The organism is Cytobacillus purgationiresistens (assembly GCF_030813235.1).
Taxonomy (GTDB): Bacteria; Bacillota; Bacilli; order Bacillales; family Cytobacillaceae; genus Cytobacillus; species Cytobacillus purgationiresistens.
Window position 1 is genome coordinate 21,700 of record NZ_JAUSUB010000023.1, and the last position, 18,397, is coordinate 40,096.

General features: G+C 38.2%; 15 protein-coding genes. 3 read left to right on the forward strand and 12 right to left on the reverse strand.

Going from position 1 to position 18,397, the window contains the following annotated elements; translation table 11 throughout:
- Positions 1–133: 133 nt before the first annotated feature.
- The 7 genes from J2S17_RS20760 to cyoE all read right to left on the reverse strand — a co-directional run bounded on the left by J2S17_RS20760 (position 134) and on the right by cyoE (position 7,095).
- Positions 134–601, reverse strand: coding sequence for a DUF420 domain-containing protein (locus tag J2S17_RS20760; protein WP_307477723.1), 468 nt, complete (start codon positions 599–601; stop codon positions 134–136).
- Between the two features lie 224 nt (positions 602–825).
- On the reverse strand, positions 826–1,728 hold the full coding sequence (gene ctaG, locus J2S17_RS20765) for a cytochrome c oxidase assembly factor CtaG (protein WP_307477724.1): 903 nt from the start codon (positions 1,726–1,728) through the stop codon (positions 826–828).
- Positions 1,729–2,121: 393 nt separating this feature from the next.
- On the reverse strand, positions 2,122–2,457 hold the full coding sequence (ctaF, locus tag J2S17_RS20770; RefSeq protein WP_307477726.1) for a cytochrome c oxidase subunit IVB: 336 nt from the start codon (positions 2,455–2,457) through the stop codon (positions 2,122–2,124).
- 3 nt (positions 2,458–2,460) lie between these two features.
- On the reverse strand, positions 2,461–3,090 hold the full coding sequence (locus J2S17_RS20775; RefSeq protein WP_307477727.1) for a cytochrome (ubi)quinol oxidase subunit III: 630 nt from the start codon (positions 3,088–3,090) through the stop codon (positions 2,461–2,463).
- The gene (gene ctaD, locus J2S17_RS20780) at positions 3,090–4,955 is read right to left on the reverse strand and encodes a cytochrome c oxidase subunit I (protein WP_307477729.1); all 1,866 of its coding nucleotides are present in this window, start codon (positions 4,953–4,955) and stop codon (positions 3,090–3,092) included. Before ctaD ends, J2S17_RS20775 begins: the two co-directional genes overlap by 1 nt.
- Before the next feature lie 31 nt (positions 4,956–4,986).
- Positions 4,987–6,045: a cytochrome c oxidase subunit II gene (coxB, locus tag J2S17_RS20785; RefSeq protein WP_307477731.1), complete on the reverse strand. Its 1,059-nt coding sequence runs from the start codon at positions 6,043–6,045 to the stop codon at positions 4,987–4,989.
- 111 nt (positions 6,046–6,156) lie between these two features.
- The gene (gene cyoE, locus J2S17_RS20790; RefSeq protein ID WP_307477733.1) at positions 6,157–7,095 is read right to left on the reverse strand and encodes a heme o synthase; all 939 of its coding nucleotides are present in this window, start codon (positions 7,093–7,095) and stop codon (positions 6,157–6,159) included.
- 635 nt (positions 7,096–7,730) lie between these two features.
- Here cyoE and J2S17_RS20795 point away from each other — a divergent pair.
- Complete coding sequence (locus tag J2S17_RS20795; protein ID WP_307477734.1) at positions 7,731–8,690, forward strand: COX15/CtaA family protein; 960 nt, start codon at positions 7,731–7,733, stop codon at positions 8,688–8,690.
- A 156-nt stretch (positions 8,691–8,846) separates the two neighbouring features.
- Here J2S17_RS20795 and pyc read toward each other — a convergent pair whose 3' ends face one another.
- The 4 genes from pyc to glsA all read right to left on the reverse strand — a co-directional run bounded on the left by pyc (position 8,847) and on the right by glsA (position 15,218).
- Positions 8,847–12,287, reverse strand: coding sequence for a pyruvate carboxylase (gene pyc / locus J2S17_RS20800; protein WP_307477736.1), 3,441 nt, complete (start codon positions 12,285–12,287; stop codon positions 8,847–8,849).
- A gap of 84 nt (positions 12,288–12,371) precedes the next feature.
- Complete coding sequence (locus J2S17_RS20805) at positions 12,372–13,577, reverse strand: FtsW/RodA/SpoVE family cell cycle protein (protein WP_307477737.1); 1,206 nt, start codon at positions 13,575–13,577, stop codon at positions 12,372–12,374.
- 328 nt (positions 13,578–13,905) lie between these two features.
- Positions 13,906–14,187, reverse strand: coding sequence for an Fpa/YlaN family protein (locus J2S17_RS20810; protein WP_307477738.1), 282 nt, complete (start codon positions 14,185–14,187; stop codon positions 13,906–13,908).
- A 92-nt stretch (positions 14,188–14,279) separates the two neighbouring features.
- Positions 14,280–15,218 (reverse strand): glutaminase A, encoded by a 939-nt coding sequence (glsA, locus tag J2S17_RS20815; RefSeq protein ID WP_307477739.1) that lies wholly within the window; start codon positions 15,216–15,218, stop codon positions 14,280–14,282.
- A 141-nt stretch (positions 15,219–15,359) separates the two neighbouring features.
- Here glsA and J2S17_RS20820 point away from each other — a divergent pair, with 141 nt between their 5' ends.
- Positions 15,360–15,860, forward strand: a complete 501-nt coding sequence (locus tag J2S17_RS20820) for a peptidyl-prolyl cis-trans isomerase (RefSeq protein WP_307477740.1) — start codon at positions 15,360–15,362, stop codon at positions 15,858–15,860.
- A gap of 46 nt (positions 15,861–15,906) precedes the next feature.
- Here J2S17_RS20820 and J2S17_RS20825 read toward each other — a convergent pair whose 3' ends face one another.
- On the reverse strand, positions 15,907–17,235 hold the full coding sequence (locus tag J2S17_RS20825) for a PhoH family protein (RefSeq protein ID WP_370875093.1): 1,329 nt from the start codon (positions 17,233–17,235) through the stop codon (positions 15,907–15,909).
- Positions 17,236–17,653: 418 nt separating this feature from the next.
- Here J2S17_RS20825 and J2S17_RS20830 point away from each other — a divergent pair, with 418 nt between their 5' ends.
- A complete protein-coding gene (locus tag J2S17_RS20830; protein WP_307477741.1) occupies positions 17,654–18,256 on the forward strand; it encodes a YhcN/YlaJ family sporulation lipoprotein in 603 nt (200 codons plus the stop codon).
- The last annotated feature ends 141 nt before the right edge of the window (positions 18,257–18,397 follow it).

The following is an 18,397-nucleotide window of genomic DNA, read 5'->3' on the forward strand; positions in this document are numbered from 1 at the left end:
TTACACTTTGAATATGATAGATGCCCTTTTTAACTCGTTGCTTTTGTCGGTCATTGATAAGTTCCTGCTTTAACCCTTACAAAAAGGATAATTAGCATGTATACTAATTATCCTTTCATTTCACTTATTAAAATTAAAAACCAAGTATTGCTTTAATCATTGAGGTTGTCTCTCCACCATGATAAAAAACATATAGTAGCAGATAGACTGCAACTCCAGTGATCGCTGTTACAAACCAAATAACACTTGTAATTGGACCGAGTTTACGATGTAATGTCAGATTGTTCTTATAGCCTGTGTACAGATTGATGATACCCATTACTGCACCAATCGTCGCAAGCGTGATATGAAAAATCAAGAATATCGTAAAATAAATTTTAATATCATCTGGCCCGCCAAATGCTGTGTTTCCTACAAAAACGGTTCTACTTACATAAATAATAAAGAAAATACTCGCAAATACACCGGCAATGGTCATTGATTTTTTATGTGCATCTATTTTTCTTTTACTGATTTGCACCCAACCAATCGCAACCATAATTGCGCTCAGTACTATAAAGGTCGTGCTAATCGTTGGTAAAATTGGCAAAGAAAATTCCATAATGACTCCCTCTCTATAGAACACATCTAGTATATATTTTAGTTAGCATAGATTCTAATGGTAGAATTACGAACTATGCTAATTTTATTAAAGTATTCAGGTTTTATCAACAAACAAATCCCTATTTAAAGAAAAGTTCTTTAATTGTTCATATTTCCATCATTCAACTTCATAATTGAAGAAGGCCTCCCCTCAGGATCAAATACAGAGAGCAGGCCAGCCCATTATTCAGCAGGTCTAGGGTTCATTAAATTATTCTCCAATGCTTTAGCATCTGCTTCTTCTTTTCGGAACCAGCTAAAGAATACAAGTGCTAATACATACCCGTAAACGATTTCCTGAATCACTTTCATGATAACACCGCCTAGTTGCTGATCATGAAGAAGGGACATGGAATTGAACATCTCCGGTCCGCTTAAATCCAAGCTTGCTAATGTTGACGCTGGTACGCATAAAGCAAGTGCTTGTCCCCATGCTTGCGGATCTGAAAATGTCGCATACATTGGTGTGTCAGCAAAAATAATCAATGCACAGGCAGGTGTAAGCAGTATACCATCGGCAAAGATATAACCTACCTTCTTCAACCCTGACAGTGTTTGGTGCTCAGGAAGTTTATTCGTCAATGGCCACCACATGAAGACAGCGAAGATAAATAGCATGACTGTATAGATTGAATGCAGTGTCATATCTGTTTTTATAAAGTCAAAGATCAATGGAATATGGTAAAACGAGAAAAGCCCATTGAAGAATATGAGTGCAATTAGTGGTTTAGTAAAGAAGTTAAACAGCGGCTTCACCTTTGGATGGTTAATGACCGCTCTCCAAACCCAAGTCGGGATCCCATGAATAAATAGGATTGGAATCACTAAATACAGAATTCCCATTTGAATCATATGAGCATAAAACATTAAATGGCCCATTAAATCAATCGGCGAACCTTTAATGATATAAAGTATCACGATAGCTGATGTAAAGAAAACACCCTCACGAACCGTAAGCGCTTCACTGTTTGCAAAGCGATGACGAAATTTTACTGTCAGTAAAAAGAAAAGTCCTAATACGATTAGTAATGAAACAAAAAAATAAGGACTCCATAAAGCACGGAAACCAAATATACTTAACGACATTGCAAAGTCACCTCATTAAAATATGTCTTTCCTTGAAAGAAGCCAATAAAGTAGCCAGTCAAAATCAGTTCATTCGTTTGGCTTGATTGGTGATAAATCGGTTCTTATACTATGTAAGTTCCTCATATATTATACTCTCCTTATGAAGCCTGATGCAACCTACTATCAAGGATCATCACAAAGCGTGCTAAAATTGTAAATATTTAAGTAAATAGTAGAAAGAGTTCTTGACATTTAGAAGAACAAACCCTAGAGGTGAACAGACTTTTTCCATAAACAAGGGGGTAGATGATTTCAGACAACCATTCGCTCCTTCCATCTGAAATTAAACTTTCTTCAGATAAAATATAAAATCAAAAAAACCGGCTATAATAGCCGGTTTTTTCTTACTCATTACCACCAAATAATTGTCATGAATGCCAGCAGAGTAATGAAAGCTACAAAGACACCTGAATACAGGAACAATGCAGGAGCTTCATGTCCTTTATGGCTCATATGCATGAAATAATATAGTTGGAAAACTACTTGTACGCCAGCAAGGACGAGGATAAATGGAATCGTGAACCAACCTGAGAATCCATCATATCCGACTGCTACGAATGCAACTAATGTCAAGAAGATCATCATGGCAAATGAGATAATTTGATATCTCATTTCCTCTGCGCTTTTTTTACGGCGATATTCAATGTCAACTTTTGGGTTACCTGAATTTAATTGTTCATTTGTCATCAGTTATCCCACCATTCCCATTAAATAAACAACAGTGAAGATGAATACCCATACAACATCGATGAAATGCCAGTAAAGGCTGGCAACATAAAACTTAGGTGCAGTGTATAGATCCAATCCTCGTTTTCTGTTACGGACCATTAATGTGATAAACCAAAGCAGTCCGAATGCTACGTGGCCCCCGTGGAATCCAACAAGCGTATAGAATGCTGTTCCAAAGGCGCTACTAGTAAATGTATGCTCAAATTCATGAACATAGTGATTGAATTCGTAAACCTCAAACCCTAAGAAAGCAGCACCTAGAAGCACAGTGACTCCAAGCCATAACTGCATCTTCTTAAAGTTAAAGTTTTTCATATGATACATCGCATACACACTTGTTAACGAGCTTGTTAAAAGAAGCATCGTCATGATAAATACAAGCGGTATTTCAAACAAATCTTTTGCTAATGCCATTTCACTATTTGGCACACTATCCTTCAGTGCTAAATATGTTGCAAACAGCGTTGCGAAAAGAACGGTTTCTCCACCTAAGAATAACCAAAAACCTAGGAATTTATTTTTCCCTTCGAGGGTTTGTTTTTCAGGCGCAGCAGGCCATGTTTCATATGTGAATTTTTCATCTGCCTTCATTATGCCTTACCCCCTTTATCATCATCCATTAACTCTTCCTTATGAATATGATATCCGTGGTCATCCTTAACTGATCTTACAAACATCGAACCAAATGTAATCAGCATTCCGATAATTAATACTGGAATACCCCATGCATGGTTCCCGTGGTACATTGCACCGAATGCTGCGATGAATAGTCCAAGTGAGATGACAAAAGGAATGAATGAATTATTTGGCATATGAATGTCACCAATAGGTTCTGCAGGTGTCATTTCTGTCTTTCCATCCATTTTTTCAATCCAATAAGCATCAAGTCCACGAACTAGTGGCAATTGCTTGAAGTTATAGAATGGCGGCGGTGAAGGAATCGCCCATTCAAGCGTACGTCCATCGCCCCATGGATCGTTGCCAATTCTTTCGTTTTTAACAATCGTCACGATAACGTTAATCAAAAGCACTACTGTAGCAACAGCCATGAAGAAGGCACCAACGGTACTGACCATATTGGCTGCGTCAAAGCCTTGACCCTTGTTGAACGTGAATATACGTCTAGGCATACCCATTAAGCCAAGGAAATGCTGGATAAAGAAAGTCAAATGGAAGCCGATTACGAATAACCAGAATGTTATTTTTCCAAGCTTCTCACTTAGCATCGTACCAAACATCTTCGGCCAATACAGGTGCAGACCAGCTAATAGCGCGAACACAACTCCACCGACAATTACATAATGGAAGTGGGCAACAACGAAATAACTGTCATGATATTGATAATCTTGTGCTGCAGATGCAAGCATAATCCCTGTTACTCCACCCATTGTGAAGGTTGGAATAAACGCGATAGCATATAGCATCGGTGTGGTGAAGGTAATACTTCCGCCCCACATTGTAAATAGCCAGTTAAATATCTTTATCCCCGTTGGGACGGCAATGGCCATTGTCGCAACTGAGAAAATTGCATTTGCGATTGGACCTAAACCAGTTGTAAACATATGGTGAGCCCAAACCATGAATCCTAAGAAACCGATTAAAACTGTTGCAAATACCATCGAAGAATAACCGAAAAGACGTTTTCTTGAGAAGATAGCAAAGATCTCAGAGAAAATACCGAATGCCGGCAGGACTAAGATGTATACTTCAGGGTGTCCAAATATCCAGAATAAATGCTCCCAGATAATTGTATTACCACCCATTAACGGGTCAAAGAAGTTACCTCCAAATAAACGATCAAACAGCATCATGAATAATGCTACAGTTAATGGAGGGAAAGCAAATAAAATTAGTGCAGATGTAACAAATGTTGACCAAGTAAACAACGGCATACGCATATAGGTCATTCCAGGCGCACGCATATTAATAATCGTTACAAGGAAGTTAATCCCCCCGATTAATGTTCCTGCCCCAGATATTTGCAGACCTAATACGTAAAAGTCAATTCCATGTCCTTCAGAAGCGAGCGACAATGATGCATATGAAGTCCAACCTGCATCAGGTGCTCCCCCTAAGAACCATGATAGATTCAGGAACACTCCTCCGAAGAAGAATAACCAGAAACCTAAAGAGTTTAAGAATGGAAATGCAACGTCACGTGCGCCAATTTGCAATGGCATGACAGCATTCATAAACGCAAATATTAGCGGCATGGCTGCCAGGAAAATCATAGTTGTTCCATGCATTGTTAATATTTCATTATATAGACCGGCACTTAAGAAATCATTGGCCGGTATTGCAAGCTGGATACGAATAAACATCGCTTCTAAACCACCAACGATGAAGAAGAATCCGCCAGCTATGAGATAAAGGATGGCAATTTTCTTATGGTCGACTGTAGTTAAGTAGTCCCAAATCGTTGCGCCAAAGCCTTTTTTCTGAGCATAGGTACTCACAATTTTACCTCCCTTTCAAACAAATCACCTATTAATCCTGAACTTTAAGACCCATCAAATACTCAGTTAGAGCATCAATTTCTTGATCTGATAAATCACCATATTTGCCAGTCATTTTATTGCCTGGTTTATAGCTTTCTGGATCTTTTAGCCAATTTTTGATATTTTCTTCAGTGTTTTCTAAATACCCTACTACATGAGTACGGTCACCAAAACTTGTTAAGTTTGGTCCTTGATTACCTGCACCTGTAGGTGTAACTGCATGACAGCCAATACAGCTGTTATTGAAAATTTCTTGCCCTTCTTGCGCAGTAGCAGATTCAGCAACTGCTGGTTCTTCTACTGATTTCATTGCATCTGCCCAAGCTTCGAACTGATCTTTTGGAATCGCTTTTACTTTAAAGTCCATTAATGCATGAGAAGGACCGCAAAGCTCAGCACATTTACCATAGAATAAGTTACCCACTTCATCTGCTTTTTCGTTATTAAATTCAAGCCAGAATTTATTCACATTCTCTGTGTTTGTATCCAGCTTTCCTCCTGCAGACGGAATCCAGAATGAGTGCTTAACATCAGTGGAAAGTAAGTTGAAGTAAACTTTCTCATCTGTAGGAACGACTAGTTCCTGACTTGTTACAATTTCTTCGTTTGGATATTCAAATTCCCACCAATATAGATTGGCTTTAACGTTGATTACAGTTGCATCCGTTTTTCCATCTTCATTCACTTTATCCATTGGAGAAACATCTGCTAATTTGAATGTAGCTGATACTGTAGGTACCGCTAGAACTAGAAGTAATAAAATTGGAATAACAGTCCAGATAATTTCCAACTTATGACTTCCCTCTACCTGTTTAGGGATCTTGTCGTCTTTACGACGGAATTTAAACAGTACGATAAGGAAGATTACTGTTACGACAACAATTACTCCAACCATAATTGCAGTACTTAACAGCATTAAGTCGTATTGTGTTTGCGCAACTTCACCAGCAGGCTTCATCGTTGAGATAAACGGTTCACCACAGCCGGCGAGAAACAACGTCAACAATGCAAACATAAACAATAGACGCCCTTTTGCAAGCCTTTTCATAGCTTATTCATACCCCTCTTTCGTGAAAAATTTCTTTGAGTGCTAAAGCAAAAAAAATATGGATAAATCTCTCTTTGATTAAATAAGGAAAGAGAGAATGTCCTAACGTAATTAAATCAATGTGAAGATGATCATGCCTACGCAAAGAATCGTTAGATATTGAATGGAGTATACAAACATTAGTGTTGCCCATTTTATATCATTTTTAAATTTCCTCGCATAGATTCCGATTAGAACCCAACCTACATTTAATAGTGTAGCAAAGATAATAAACGGTATTCCTAATGATAAAAGTAAGAATGGAAGCGGCAACAATGCAGCAACCCATATATAGATGTGAATCTTTGTCACCTTAAAGCCTTTAACAACGGGTAGCATTGGTATATTCGCTGCCCTATACTCCTCCACCCTTCTCATCGCTAAAGCGTAAAAATGTGGTGGCTGCCAAATAAACATTAATAAAAACAAAGCCCATGCCATCGGATCGAGACTTGAATCAATTGCCGCCCAGCCAATTAATGGAGGAACCGCACCTGAAATACTCCCGACAATTGTATTGGAGACAAATCTCCTTTTTGTCCATATTGTATATAAAACAATATAACTAAATACACCGATTAGCCCAATCACTACTGCAGTCCATGTTGTCATCATTAGAAAAGCTATTCCTGCCGCAATAAGAATAAAACTCATTATCGCAACCTTTGCTGGATTCACTTTCCCAGTGACTGTTGGTCTTTCTTTCGTTCTTTCCATTAAATGATCGATATCGCGATCTATGTAATTATTCAGACTACAGGAACCTGCAATGATTAAGGATGAGCCTATTAAAGTGTAAAATACAATATCCAGATGGTTAAAAAACCCTTGCCCTGTAAAATGGATGGCTAGCCATAACCCGGTAAAAGTAGTAATTGCATTAGAATTCACTATGCCTACTTTTATCAGTGCCATGATATCCTTCCATACTGTCGTAGCCGGAACTTCACTAGTAAGGCTTTGCTCACCGTTTTTCACTCTAGTGCTGCCAAAAGCCCGCGGGTCAGACATTTTATTGCCCCCTTTATTCCCTATTACAAGATATGAAGACAAACACTACAACTACTATATAGTAAATTTGCTTACATTACCATATTTGTAATAAAAAACGCGACAACATCCATACATTGAATTTATAAAAACTAGTAATTTCACAATATGACCCTTATATTAGTGAGCAGTCATACTCCTGTATATTAAATCACATTTTTTAGTTATTTTGTGAAATTTTCTAGAATTAATTATGACTAATTTGTGTCAAAAATAGAATTTTAATTAAGAAATGTTGTTTTTCTGAGATAATAAAACGGAAAAATATTCTCGATGAAATGAGGGAAGGGTAACGATTATATAGGTAAAGCCATTGATATAGAGGGTCTAGCAATCTTTACCCCTTTTATATTTCTAGCAAACAAATTTTCAAGTTTCAACCTTTTTTCCTGTTATTACAGAAGAAATTTTATAAGTATTGTAAAATTTCCGCGAATCCTGTACTATCAAAAAAGTGACTATGATAAATGTAGTTTTCCTGACATCGATGGATTTTTTTGTTTATTGATAAATCCCCGCTCTTATATATGGATGAGCAGGACCACTTAAGAATTTACATATATGGTGTTTTGACAAATTAAAGAAGGTGAAATACGTTGCAACGATCATTAAAATGGTTTGCAGTTCTCACAACAATCGGAATGCTTTTGATTCTGCTTGGCGGGGCGCTTGTAACTAAGACTGAATCAGGTGAAGGCTGTGGAACGTCTTGGCCTCTATGCCACGGCGAACTAATCCCCAGCAGCATTAATACAGAACTAATCATTGAACTGGCTCACAGGGTTGTATCAGGCTCTGTTGGCATCATGGTCCTTATCTTATCGATATGGACATGGAAGACAATCGGACATATAAGGGAGACAAAATTCCTCGCAGTCGCCTCGTTTGTCTTCCTTGCCCTGCAAGCTTTAATTGGCGCTGCTGCTGTGATGTGGGGCCAATCAGATTTCGTCATGGCGCTCCATTTCGGTATATCACTAATCTCCTTTGCATCCGTACTGCTGTTGACTCTCCTTGTATTTGAAGTTGATAAGAAATTTGAAGCAGAGAAACTTGTCCTTGATAAGCGGATGAAAAGACATCTTATAGGGGTCACCTTATATAGTTATATAGTCGTTTATACCGGAGCGCTTGTAAGACATGTTAATGCCAGCCTCGTTTGCCGAGATTGGCCGCTATGTATAAATGACAGCTTTACACTTCCTAACAATATGCATGAATGGGTTCAAATGGGACATCGGGCTGCAGCTGGGGTTATCTTCATCTGGATTGCTTATATTACCTATTTAGCCATAAAGCATTATAAGCATCAAAAAGTGATTTATTGGGGCTCAATTATTTCACTCATTCTTGTCAGTCTACAAGTTGCTGCTGGAGCACTTGTCGTCATTACGAGACTAAATCTATTTATCGCACTTGCTCATGCATTCTTTATTTCTTGTCTCTTCGGAGTACTGAGCTATTTTATTTTACTTACTACTAGGAGTAAAGCCAATGAACTGGCATTAAATCGTGCGGAGAATAAAAATAAAGATGATGATATTCCAATGCAATAAATATCTCTAAATAAAAAGCAGCTGACGACATCGTCAGCTGCTTTTTTATGCTTATCTATCTTCAGAATGCTTCATGATTTTGCATTAGTTGGCAAAGCAAAATTTCCTAATGAAAGAACCGAGTGCTGCTAAATCCGCTCGGTTCTCTATCTTTTTTTACTTAGCAAGCTCAATTAATAAATCACCTGTTGCAATTGCTTCGCCGTTGCTCACATAAATTTCCTTCACTGTACCTGAGAATGGTGCCTGAACCGTGGTTTCCATCTTCATTGCTTCTGTAATCATCAGGTGATCTCCTTTATTAACCTTCTCACCTTTATTCACAACTGCTTTAATGACTGTACCAGGCATCGTTGCTCCGATATGGCTCTCATTATGAGGATCAGCTTTCACTTTCGCCACAACAGTAGATTTAATATTTTCATCCTTAATGACGACTTCACGTGGTTGTCCATTTAATTCAAAGTAAATCACTCTAGTTGCGTCTGCTTGGGCCTGACCAATTGAAACGAGTTTTACAATTAGGGTTTTTCCTGTTTCAATCTCCACTTCTATTTCTTCCCCTAAGCGCATTCCATATAAAAAGGTTGGTGTATCAAGTACTGAAATATCTCCGAATTGCCCATATGTCTTTGTATAATCCATAAATACTTTCGGATAAAGCGCATAAGCAATTGCGTCGAAACTCGTTACCTGACGACCAAGTTCTTTAAAGAGCTTCTCTTTAATCTGGTCAAAATCAACTTCCTCGAGCAATTCCCCAGGTCTAACTGTAATTGGCTTTCTATTTTTCAGAATGACTTGCTGCAATTCTTTCGGGAACCCTTCGTACGGCTGTCCCAAGTATCCTTCAAACAACTCAACAACGGAGTCAGGGAAATCGAGTGATCCTCCCTTCTTGATTACGCCCTCTTCTGTTAATTGATTTTGCACCATATATAACGCCATATCTCCAACTACCTTAGAAGATGGTGTTACTTTAACAATGTCACCAAACATTTGGTTGACACGTGAATACATGTTTTTCACATCATCCCATTTTTCACCTAGTCCAACAGCTTTAGCTTGTTGTTGAAGATTGCTATATTGTCCCCCAGGCATTTCATGCTGGTAGATTTCAGTGTGTGGTGCTTTCATTCCGCTTTCGAAATCTTGATAGTATTTTCTTACATCTTCCCAATAGTAAGACAGCTGCTCCAATGCATCGATATTTACATTTGGTTTCCGATCTGTGCCTTCCAAAGCATAATATAATGTGTTCGCACTAGGCTGGGAAGTTAAGCCTGCCATTGTACTTAACGCAACGTCTACAATGTCGACCCCTGCTTCAATTGCTTTCGCATAGGTGTAAACACCATTGCCGCTAGTATCATGCGTATGAAGATGGATTGGAATATCAATGGTTTCTTTAAGCTCAGATATTAGCTGATAAGCTGCTTGAGGCTTTAGAAGACCTGCCATATCTTTTATTGCTAAAATATGAGCACCCTGATTCTCCAGCTCTTTCGCCATATTCTTATAATAATTTAAGTCATATTTCGTTTTAGTTGGATCAGAAATATCTCCTGTATAACAAATTGCAGCTTCTGCAATTTTTCCAGTTTGACGCACGGCATCAATCGCTACTTCCATCCCTTTGACCCAGTTCAGGCTGTCAAAGATTCTAAATACATCGATACCAGCATGAGCAGATTTTTCAACAAATTCACGTATGACATTATCTGAATAGTTTTTGTAGCCTACTGCATTGGACGCTCTTAATAGCATTTGTAAAAGCACGTTCGGCATTTTCTCTCTTAATGTTAGAAGTCTTTCCCATGGGTCTTCCTTCAAGAAGCGATAGGCCACATCAAATGTTGCCCCTCCCCACATTTCCGAAGAGAACATGTTTGGTACAAGCTTGGCTGTCGGCTCTGCGATATGTTTCAAATCGCTCGTTCTGACTCTTGTTGCCAGTAATGATTGATGCGCATCGCGGAAAGTTGTATCGGTTAAGAGCACTTCATTTTGTGCTTTAATCCATTCAACAAGGCCATCCGCACCTTGTGAATCAAGAATTTGCTTTGTTCCAGGCTGATAGTCTGATGGAAGATATAATTTTGGCATTCTCGGCTTATCAAATGCTGGCTTGCCCTGCTTTTCGATTCCCGGAAAACCGTTAACTGTTACATTTCCAATATAAGAAAGCATTTTTGTTCCTCGGTCTTTTCTTTTTGGGAAAATGAATAATTCAGGTGTCTGATCAATAAAAGATGTATCATATTCACCTTTAATGAATTGTTCATGCTTTACGACATTTTCAAGGAATGGAATATTTGTCTTAATTCCTCTAATGCGAAACTCTTGCAAATTTCGGATCATTTTTGATGCCGCTTGGTCAAATGTCATCGCATGAGTAGAAAGCTTGACGAGCAATGAATCATAATGCGGAGTAATGACTGCCCCTTGGTAAGCATTCCCTGCGTCAAGACGCACACCAAAACCGCCGCCAGAACGATAAGCCATTAATCGGCCAGTATCCGGCATGAAGTTATTTAACGGGTCCTCAGTCGTTACACGTGATTGAATTGCAAACCCTGTAATTTGAATATCTTCCTGTTTGGGCATGCCTATCTTTCCGCTATGAAGCTCATGGCCTTCAGCAACAAGAATTTGAGTTTGCACAATATCTACGCCTGTGATCATTTCTGTAATCGTATGCTCCACTTGCACACGTGGATTGACTTCAATAAAGTAAAATTTTTCATTCGCTACTAAAAATTCAACTGTTCCGGCATTGACATAGTCTACTTTTTTCATCAGCTTTACAGCTGCATCACAAATATCCTGCCTTAACTTCTCAGGAAGAGACACACATGGAGCCACTTCTACTACCTTTTGATGCCGGCGCTGAACAGAGCAATCACGTTCAAAAAGGTGAATAATATTCCCTGTGTGATCTCCAATAATTTGTACTTCTATATGCTTAGGGTTTTCCACGAATTTCTCAACATACACTTCATCATTTCCAAAAGCAGCTTTCGCTTCTGATTTAGCACGATCATAAGATTCCTTTACTTCATTATTATCTCTGACAATTCGCATGCCTCGTCCGCCGCCACCTAGTGACGCTTTAATTATAATTGGGAAACCATGTTCCGAACCAAACTGTTCAACTTCTTCAACGCTTGACACTGGTCCGTCACTGCCAGGGATGACTGGGATATCAGCCAGCTGTGCTTGCGTCCTTGCTTTGACTTTATCTCCAAACATATTCAAATGCTTTGATTCAGGACCGATGAAGATGAGCCCTTCCTCTTCACAGCGTTTCGCAAATTGAATGTTTTCAGATAGGAAACCATAGCCAGGATGAATGGCATCGACTCCGCTAGTTTTTGCAATTTGAATAATTCCTTCGATATCCAAATAGGCATCAATTGGTTTTTTTCCTTCACCGACTAAATAAGCTTCATCTGCTTTATAACGATGATAGGAACCAGAATCTTCTTTGGAATACACCGCTACAGTACGAATATTTAGCTCTGAACATGCGCGGAAAACACGGATTGCAATTTCTCCTCTGTTTGCTACCAATACCTTGCTGATTTTCTGACCCATCTAGAAACACCCCGACTTTTTGTATTTTCTACTTTAATATGTACAGTCAGTAGAAGCTAATTTTCATTTGTAACTTGTAAAAACCTACTTTCGATTCATTGAAAAACGATCCGCATAGGATTGCGGCTCTGGTTGCACTTCCTGCTTTGCTTCTTTTTGTTTATATTTTCTTTCATAATTAACAAACATAGATACATTCACTAGAATCCCCATCGCAATAGATAATTGCAATAGCGACGACCCTCCAAAGCTGATAAACGGAAGAGGCACACCTGTTAAAGGAATGACCCCTGAAATCCCGCCAAGATTAACGAAGGATTGAATGCCTATCATACTAGCAATCCCGATAGCTAAAAGACTGCCAAAAGGGTCCTTGCATTTTAAAGCAATAAAGATTCCTTTTAAAACAATAAAGCCAAGCGATAATAGGACGAAGCTTACACCAAGGAACCCAAGCTCTTCAGCGATGATGGCCATAATAAAATCAGTATGTCCCTCAGGTAAATAACCCATTTTTTGAATACTCTGTCCCAGTCCCAGACCTTGCAATCCCCCATTACCAAGAGCAATAAAGGCATTGGATAGTTGATAGCCATGTTCTGAGCTGAATGGGTCCAGAAATGAATCTACCCTTCCCAATCTAACATCAGAAAAGATCTTATCTCTCAATAAAAGAACAAAGGGGGCAGCCGCTATTACTCCGATGAAAGCGAGCTTGAAAATGTTTTTAAAGTTCATCCCTGATGAAAAAATAATCGTTCCCGCAATCGCGAAGATAATGGCCGCAGTTCCATAATCAGGTTCGGTAGCAACTAAAACGCAACATAGAATTAAATAAAATAATGGCGGTACCACACCTTTATTAAACTCATTTATATAAGATTGCTTTTTAGCGTATACAGCAGATAAATAAATGATGATGCTCAGCTTCACGAACTCTGAAGGCTGTATGCTGCTCGTACCAAATTTAATCCAGCTTTGCGCGTTATTCGTCACATTACCAATTAAAGATACTAGAGTTAATCCTAATAATGATAAGAAAACCATTGGTACAAGGATTCTATTGCTTTGTAAGGCCTTATAAGGAAACAGTGCAGTTACAATAAACGCCAAGCAAGCAATGATTAGACTCCTCATTTGTTTATTATAAAAGAAATCAGCTTCCTGACCGTAATACTGTACAGCCATTACCATACTAGAGCTGTAAACCATTATTAAACCAAAAATGCATAATAGGGCAACAACAATTATTAATGAATAATCATACGATTTAAGTATTTTTTTGAACATAATCCTCTTCCTTTATCTTCTAGCGTAGTATTATTTATTCTACTATAGCATTAAATTTCCTGCCAAAAATAAGAGAAAAGGATATTTAATATGAAAGTAAACTTTGAAGATTATGTGTCAGCAACCCTAGAGCAAATGTAACATATTACTGAATAGAAATCCATTATATGTGACATACTATTAATTTATTTATACATCACATTTATCTTTTTGTTTATTATATAGGATGTATAATCTTTCTACAATAAGGTTTTTCTCATTTTCATGAAATATATTCTACATAATAAAAAAGCTCAAACGTTCTTAAAGAACGTTTGAGCTTTAAAGATTATTTTCTGACGGATGCTTCATGCAGAATGGATAATTCACTTTCAAGTTTATCCAGGATTTCCTTACCATGCTTATCTTCAATTAATCCGAGGCGAACGGCAAAATCTATTTCACGCGACAACCCAAACATCTGGGTATCTAATACCTCTTCGTATAATGGACATTGTGGCATCGTTAGATTATCCATTTGTACTTTAATTAACTTCAAAATTTTATCAGCATCAGCTTTTAATAGAGCATTTGCTCTCTCTTTATGGTCAACAATCATTTCAGAAGCCAACTTTCAATCCCCCCGTTTCCGAGCGATTATCCTATCTATAAATTTTAAACTTAAGAAGGAAAAAATGCAAGGATAATAAGGGATACTAATCATTAAAAAATACTAAAATGATATCTATTCGCCAATATTTTCAAGATTTCTAATCCAGCAATACTATTTCCCCTTTCATCCAATGCTGGGGAAAAAATACCAATACCGTATTTCCCTTGCACCACACCTAGAATTCCACCTGATACTCCACTTTTTGCAGGAATCCCAACTTTTATAGCAAACTCGCCAGAAGCATTATACATTCCACAAGTTACCATGAATGTTTTGCATATACGAGCAATTTCATCCTTGATAATGATTCCACCTGTCAGCGGATCCTTTCCATTTTGTGCAAAAACCGCTCCAATTCGCGCCAAGTCCAAACAGTTCATTTCTAATGCACATTGCCTTGTGTATACATCTATTAGCTCTTCCACATCTGTTTCAATGACTTGATGCTGCTTCATAAAGTAGGAGAGGGCCCTGTTTAAATCAGTAGTTTCAAACTCTGACCTGGCGACCTCCTGATCATATGTTACACTTTTCCCATCGAGAAGTGATCCGATGAACTGGTTGATTCTGCCCCACTTTTCCTCGGCATTGTTCCCTTTAATCATACTCGTAACAGCAAGAGCACCGGCATTAATCATTGGATTCAGCGGCCGCGAATGGCTGCTTGTTTCAAGTTTAATAATAGAATTAAACGGATCTCCTGTGGGCTCCATCCCCACTTTATTAAAAACATATTCATATCCATGATCCTGTAAAGCCAACGCTAAAACAAGCACTTTAGATATACTCTGCAATGTAAACACCTGTTTATAATTACCTGCAAAAGTACATTGGCCTTCTGATCGATCCAGATGAAAAATCGCTGCTGATATATCTGTAGCATCCACATTTAATAGCGCAGGTATATAATCCGCTACTTTACCTTTCGCTGTAATTGGTCGAACCTGCGATATTATTTCTTCAAGCTCTTCATTTGTTTGGCATCCCATAAAGATCCCTCCAGTGTGTTTAGTATTAGTTTGTTTATTTACTAGGAAAGCATGCGAAGTTTATCGATATGACAAGCAGAATAAAAAGCGTTATACTTTTATTTGTGACCAACCGCGCGAAGCTATTTAGGAGGTAAGATTATGGAAGAAAAAATCATTCATATCACTGGCAAGGTCAAGTTCACTATCACCTTAGACCCAGGTGTTTGGATATTCGATGACCGCAGAATCGACTTAAATACATATTTTGATGTTGAAACGAAAGAAAAAGATGAGATTGAAGAATATACAAAAGCCGCTTCAAAACATTGGGATCGTGAAATTATGGAGGGTGCAGTGGTTCCACCTACTTTAAAATCGGAAAAAAGATTTGAAAAGGTAAAGGTCATGACAGGGACGTTTGGCATCCCGTTTCATCCTTTTCTTAAAAATGCCGAGCCAGAAGATGACGCGAGCGAAATTATCATTGAGTGTGTTGATCAAGAGGTAAAAGTTCCAATTGCTGAAGCAGAAAGTATCATTATTGGCTTTTCTAAAGATGGGAAACCTTTAAATGAAGATGGTCCAGCCTATATTTTCTACAAAGACGGAAGCAATAAAAATGAACCCATTAAACATGTGCGCGAATTTAAAATTATCTAACATAAAAAAGACAGTGCCTGATTCGTTCATCCAGGCACTGTCTTTTTTATAAAATATCAGCAGCTAATTGCGCGAGTCCTGATCTTTCCCCTTTAATGAGCTTCGTATGTCCGGAAATCATTTGATCTTTAAACTTTTCAACTACATAAGTCAGTCCATTATTATAGGCATCTAGATACGGATGGTCAATCTGCTCGGGATCACCCATGAGCACGATCTTACTTCCTTCCCCTACACGCGTTAAAATTGTTTTCACTTCATGCTTTGATAAATTTTGCGCTTCATCAATGATAATGAATTGATCAGGTATGCTTCTTCCGCGTATATAGGTCAACGCTTCCACTTCAATTGAGCCCATCCCTGCTAAAATCGCATCAAGCTCTCCTGGTTTTTTCACATTAAACAGATATTCAAGATTATCATAAATTGGCTGCATCCATGGCCTAAGCTTCTCATCCTTCTCTCCAGGAAGAAAGCCAAGATCCTTCCCGACCGGTACAATTGGTCTTGCTACAAGCAGCTTTTTATAGGCTCCGAAATCTTCTGTTTGCATGAGACCCGCTGCCAAAGCAAGCAAGGTTTTTCCTGTCCCTGCCTTTCCGATAAGCGTCACAAGTGGCAAGTCCTTTTTCAGAAGGAGCTCCATTGCCATTGTTTGCTGAACATTGCGAGGCTTTATACCCCATATATGATCGTAGTCGAAAATTAACTTTTTTATCTTTTTATTCGTATGATCAACCATGCCTATTGCTGATGAGGAAGACCCTAGAGCATCTTTCAAAACTAAAAATTGATTGGGGTAGAATGGATGATTAGCAATATCTGATAACGGCAATTCACCTTTTTCGTAAAATTTATTTAATAAGTCAAGACTAATATATACTTCCAGATAACCTGTATAAATATGATCATTTTCCACTACTCTATCGCTTAGGAAATCTTCACATTGCAGACCAATCGCATCTGCTTTCACTCTTACTAATGCATCCTTGCTTACTAATATTACAGGGCTTCCAATTTCTTTCGTCTCTTCTTCTAAAGATAAGTTTTTCGCAACAGCCAATATGCGGTTATCATTCGTTTTCTCGACAAAAATCTCTTGAAGCTGATGGAAAGAGCGATGGTTCAACTCAATTCTTAGGCTGCCCCCGTTTTCCAGAGGAATCTTTTCATGTAGTTTACCACTTTCTCTCATCTGATCGATAATTCGTGATACCTGCCTTGCATTTCTGCCAACCTCATCCATATACCTTTTCTTTGAATCCACCTCTTCTAATACCACCGCTGGAATCACGACTTCATTATCTTCAAATGAGAAAATGGAATAAGGATCCTGCAACAAGACATTTGTATCTAACACATAAATTTTAGTCAATCCGATGCCTCCTGCTCTTTACATGCCTTAGTAGAGTATATGTTGATTCAACTGTTGATGATCATCATCGTCAGCACATATAAAAATGTGGACAATTCGAACTTTGGTAAAATATATGATTTCCCGCATAAAGATAGACGAACTTTTGCACAATAATTATAAACAATTGTTTCCATAGTTTTGATTATCGTCCAACTTGAGCGAACCGGCTGCTTATGAGCTTATGCCACGCTAGTATTGTAAGGCAAATGACACCTTTATTTTGAAGAAGCTTTAAGCTTTGTCAGAACTGAGCAAGCTTCTTTAGATAATTGAGAGCCCACTAGTGATGGCTAGAGCATCAGTCACCCTCGCATTACACTTTGGTCCAGCTGTTGGTTGCTAGTCACCTACGCATTTCTATTTAGGAGGTATTATAATGAAATATACTTTTTTCATTTTGGCCATGAGTTTGTTTTTAGCCGCTTGTGGGACTACCCAGAACGAATCAGCCCCTAATACTGGGGAACAAAAAGATACACCGCATACTGTCAATGTCAAAAATAGCACGATTGAACATCAAACTCGTGAATCCGGTCAACAAATTTCAGAGCATCTCGTTGACCTTTCTACACAGCTGCCTCATGTAAATGATGCAACAGCAGTTGTATTAGGAAAATATGCAATTGTGGGAATTGATATTGATGAAAATACTGAAAGATCAGATGTTGGTTCCATTAAATATTCTGTAGCTGAAGCCTTGAAGCATGATCCACACGGCGCAAATGCTATGATTATTGCTGATCCTGATCTCTATGCACGATTACAAGAAATCGGAGAGGATATTAAGAGTGGTCAGCCGATTCAAGGAATCATGAATGAACTTGCTGATATATCTGGACGACTAATACCTGAGGTACCAGCCGATATCATCGATCCAAATACTAAAGAAGAAACAGAACAACCAAAAAAGCAAATGAACTCAACTGAAAACAAACAACTGGAAGAAAAGCAACAAGAGCAGTCAAATTATCATAAGTAAAGCTTCTTTAATAACGGCTAGACACAATCAAGTACATGGTTGTGTCTAGCTTTTTCTAATACCAGCGTTTAAACTGTACCTATAATACAAATTCGTAACATGACGAAAATTATACTATAATAAGGCAATAATGATTTTTAT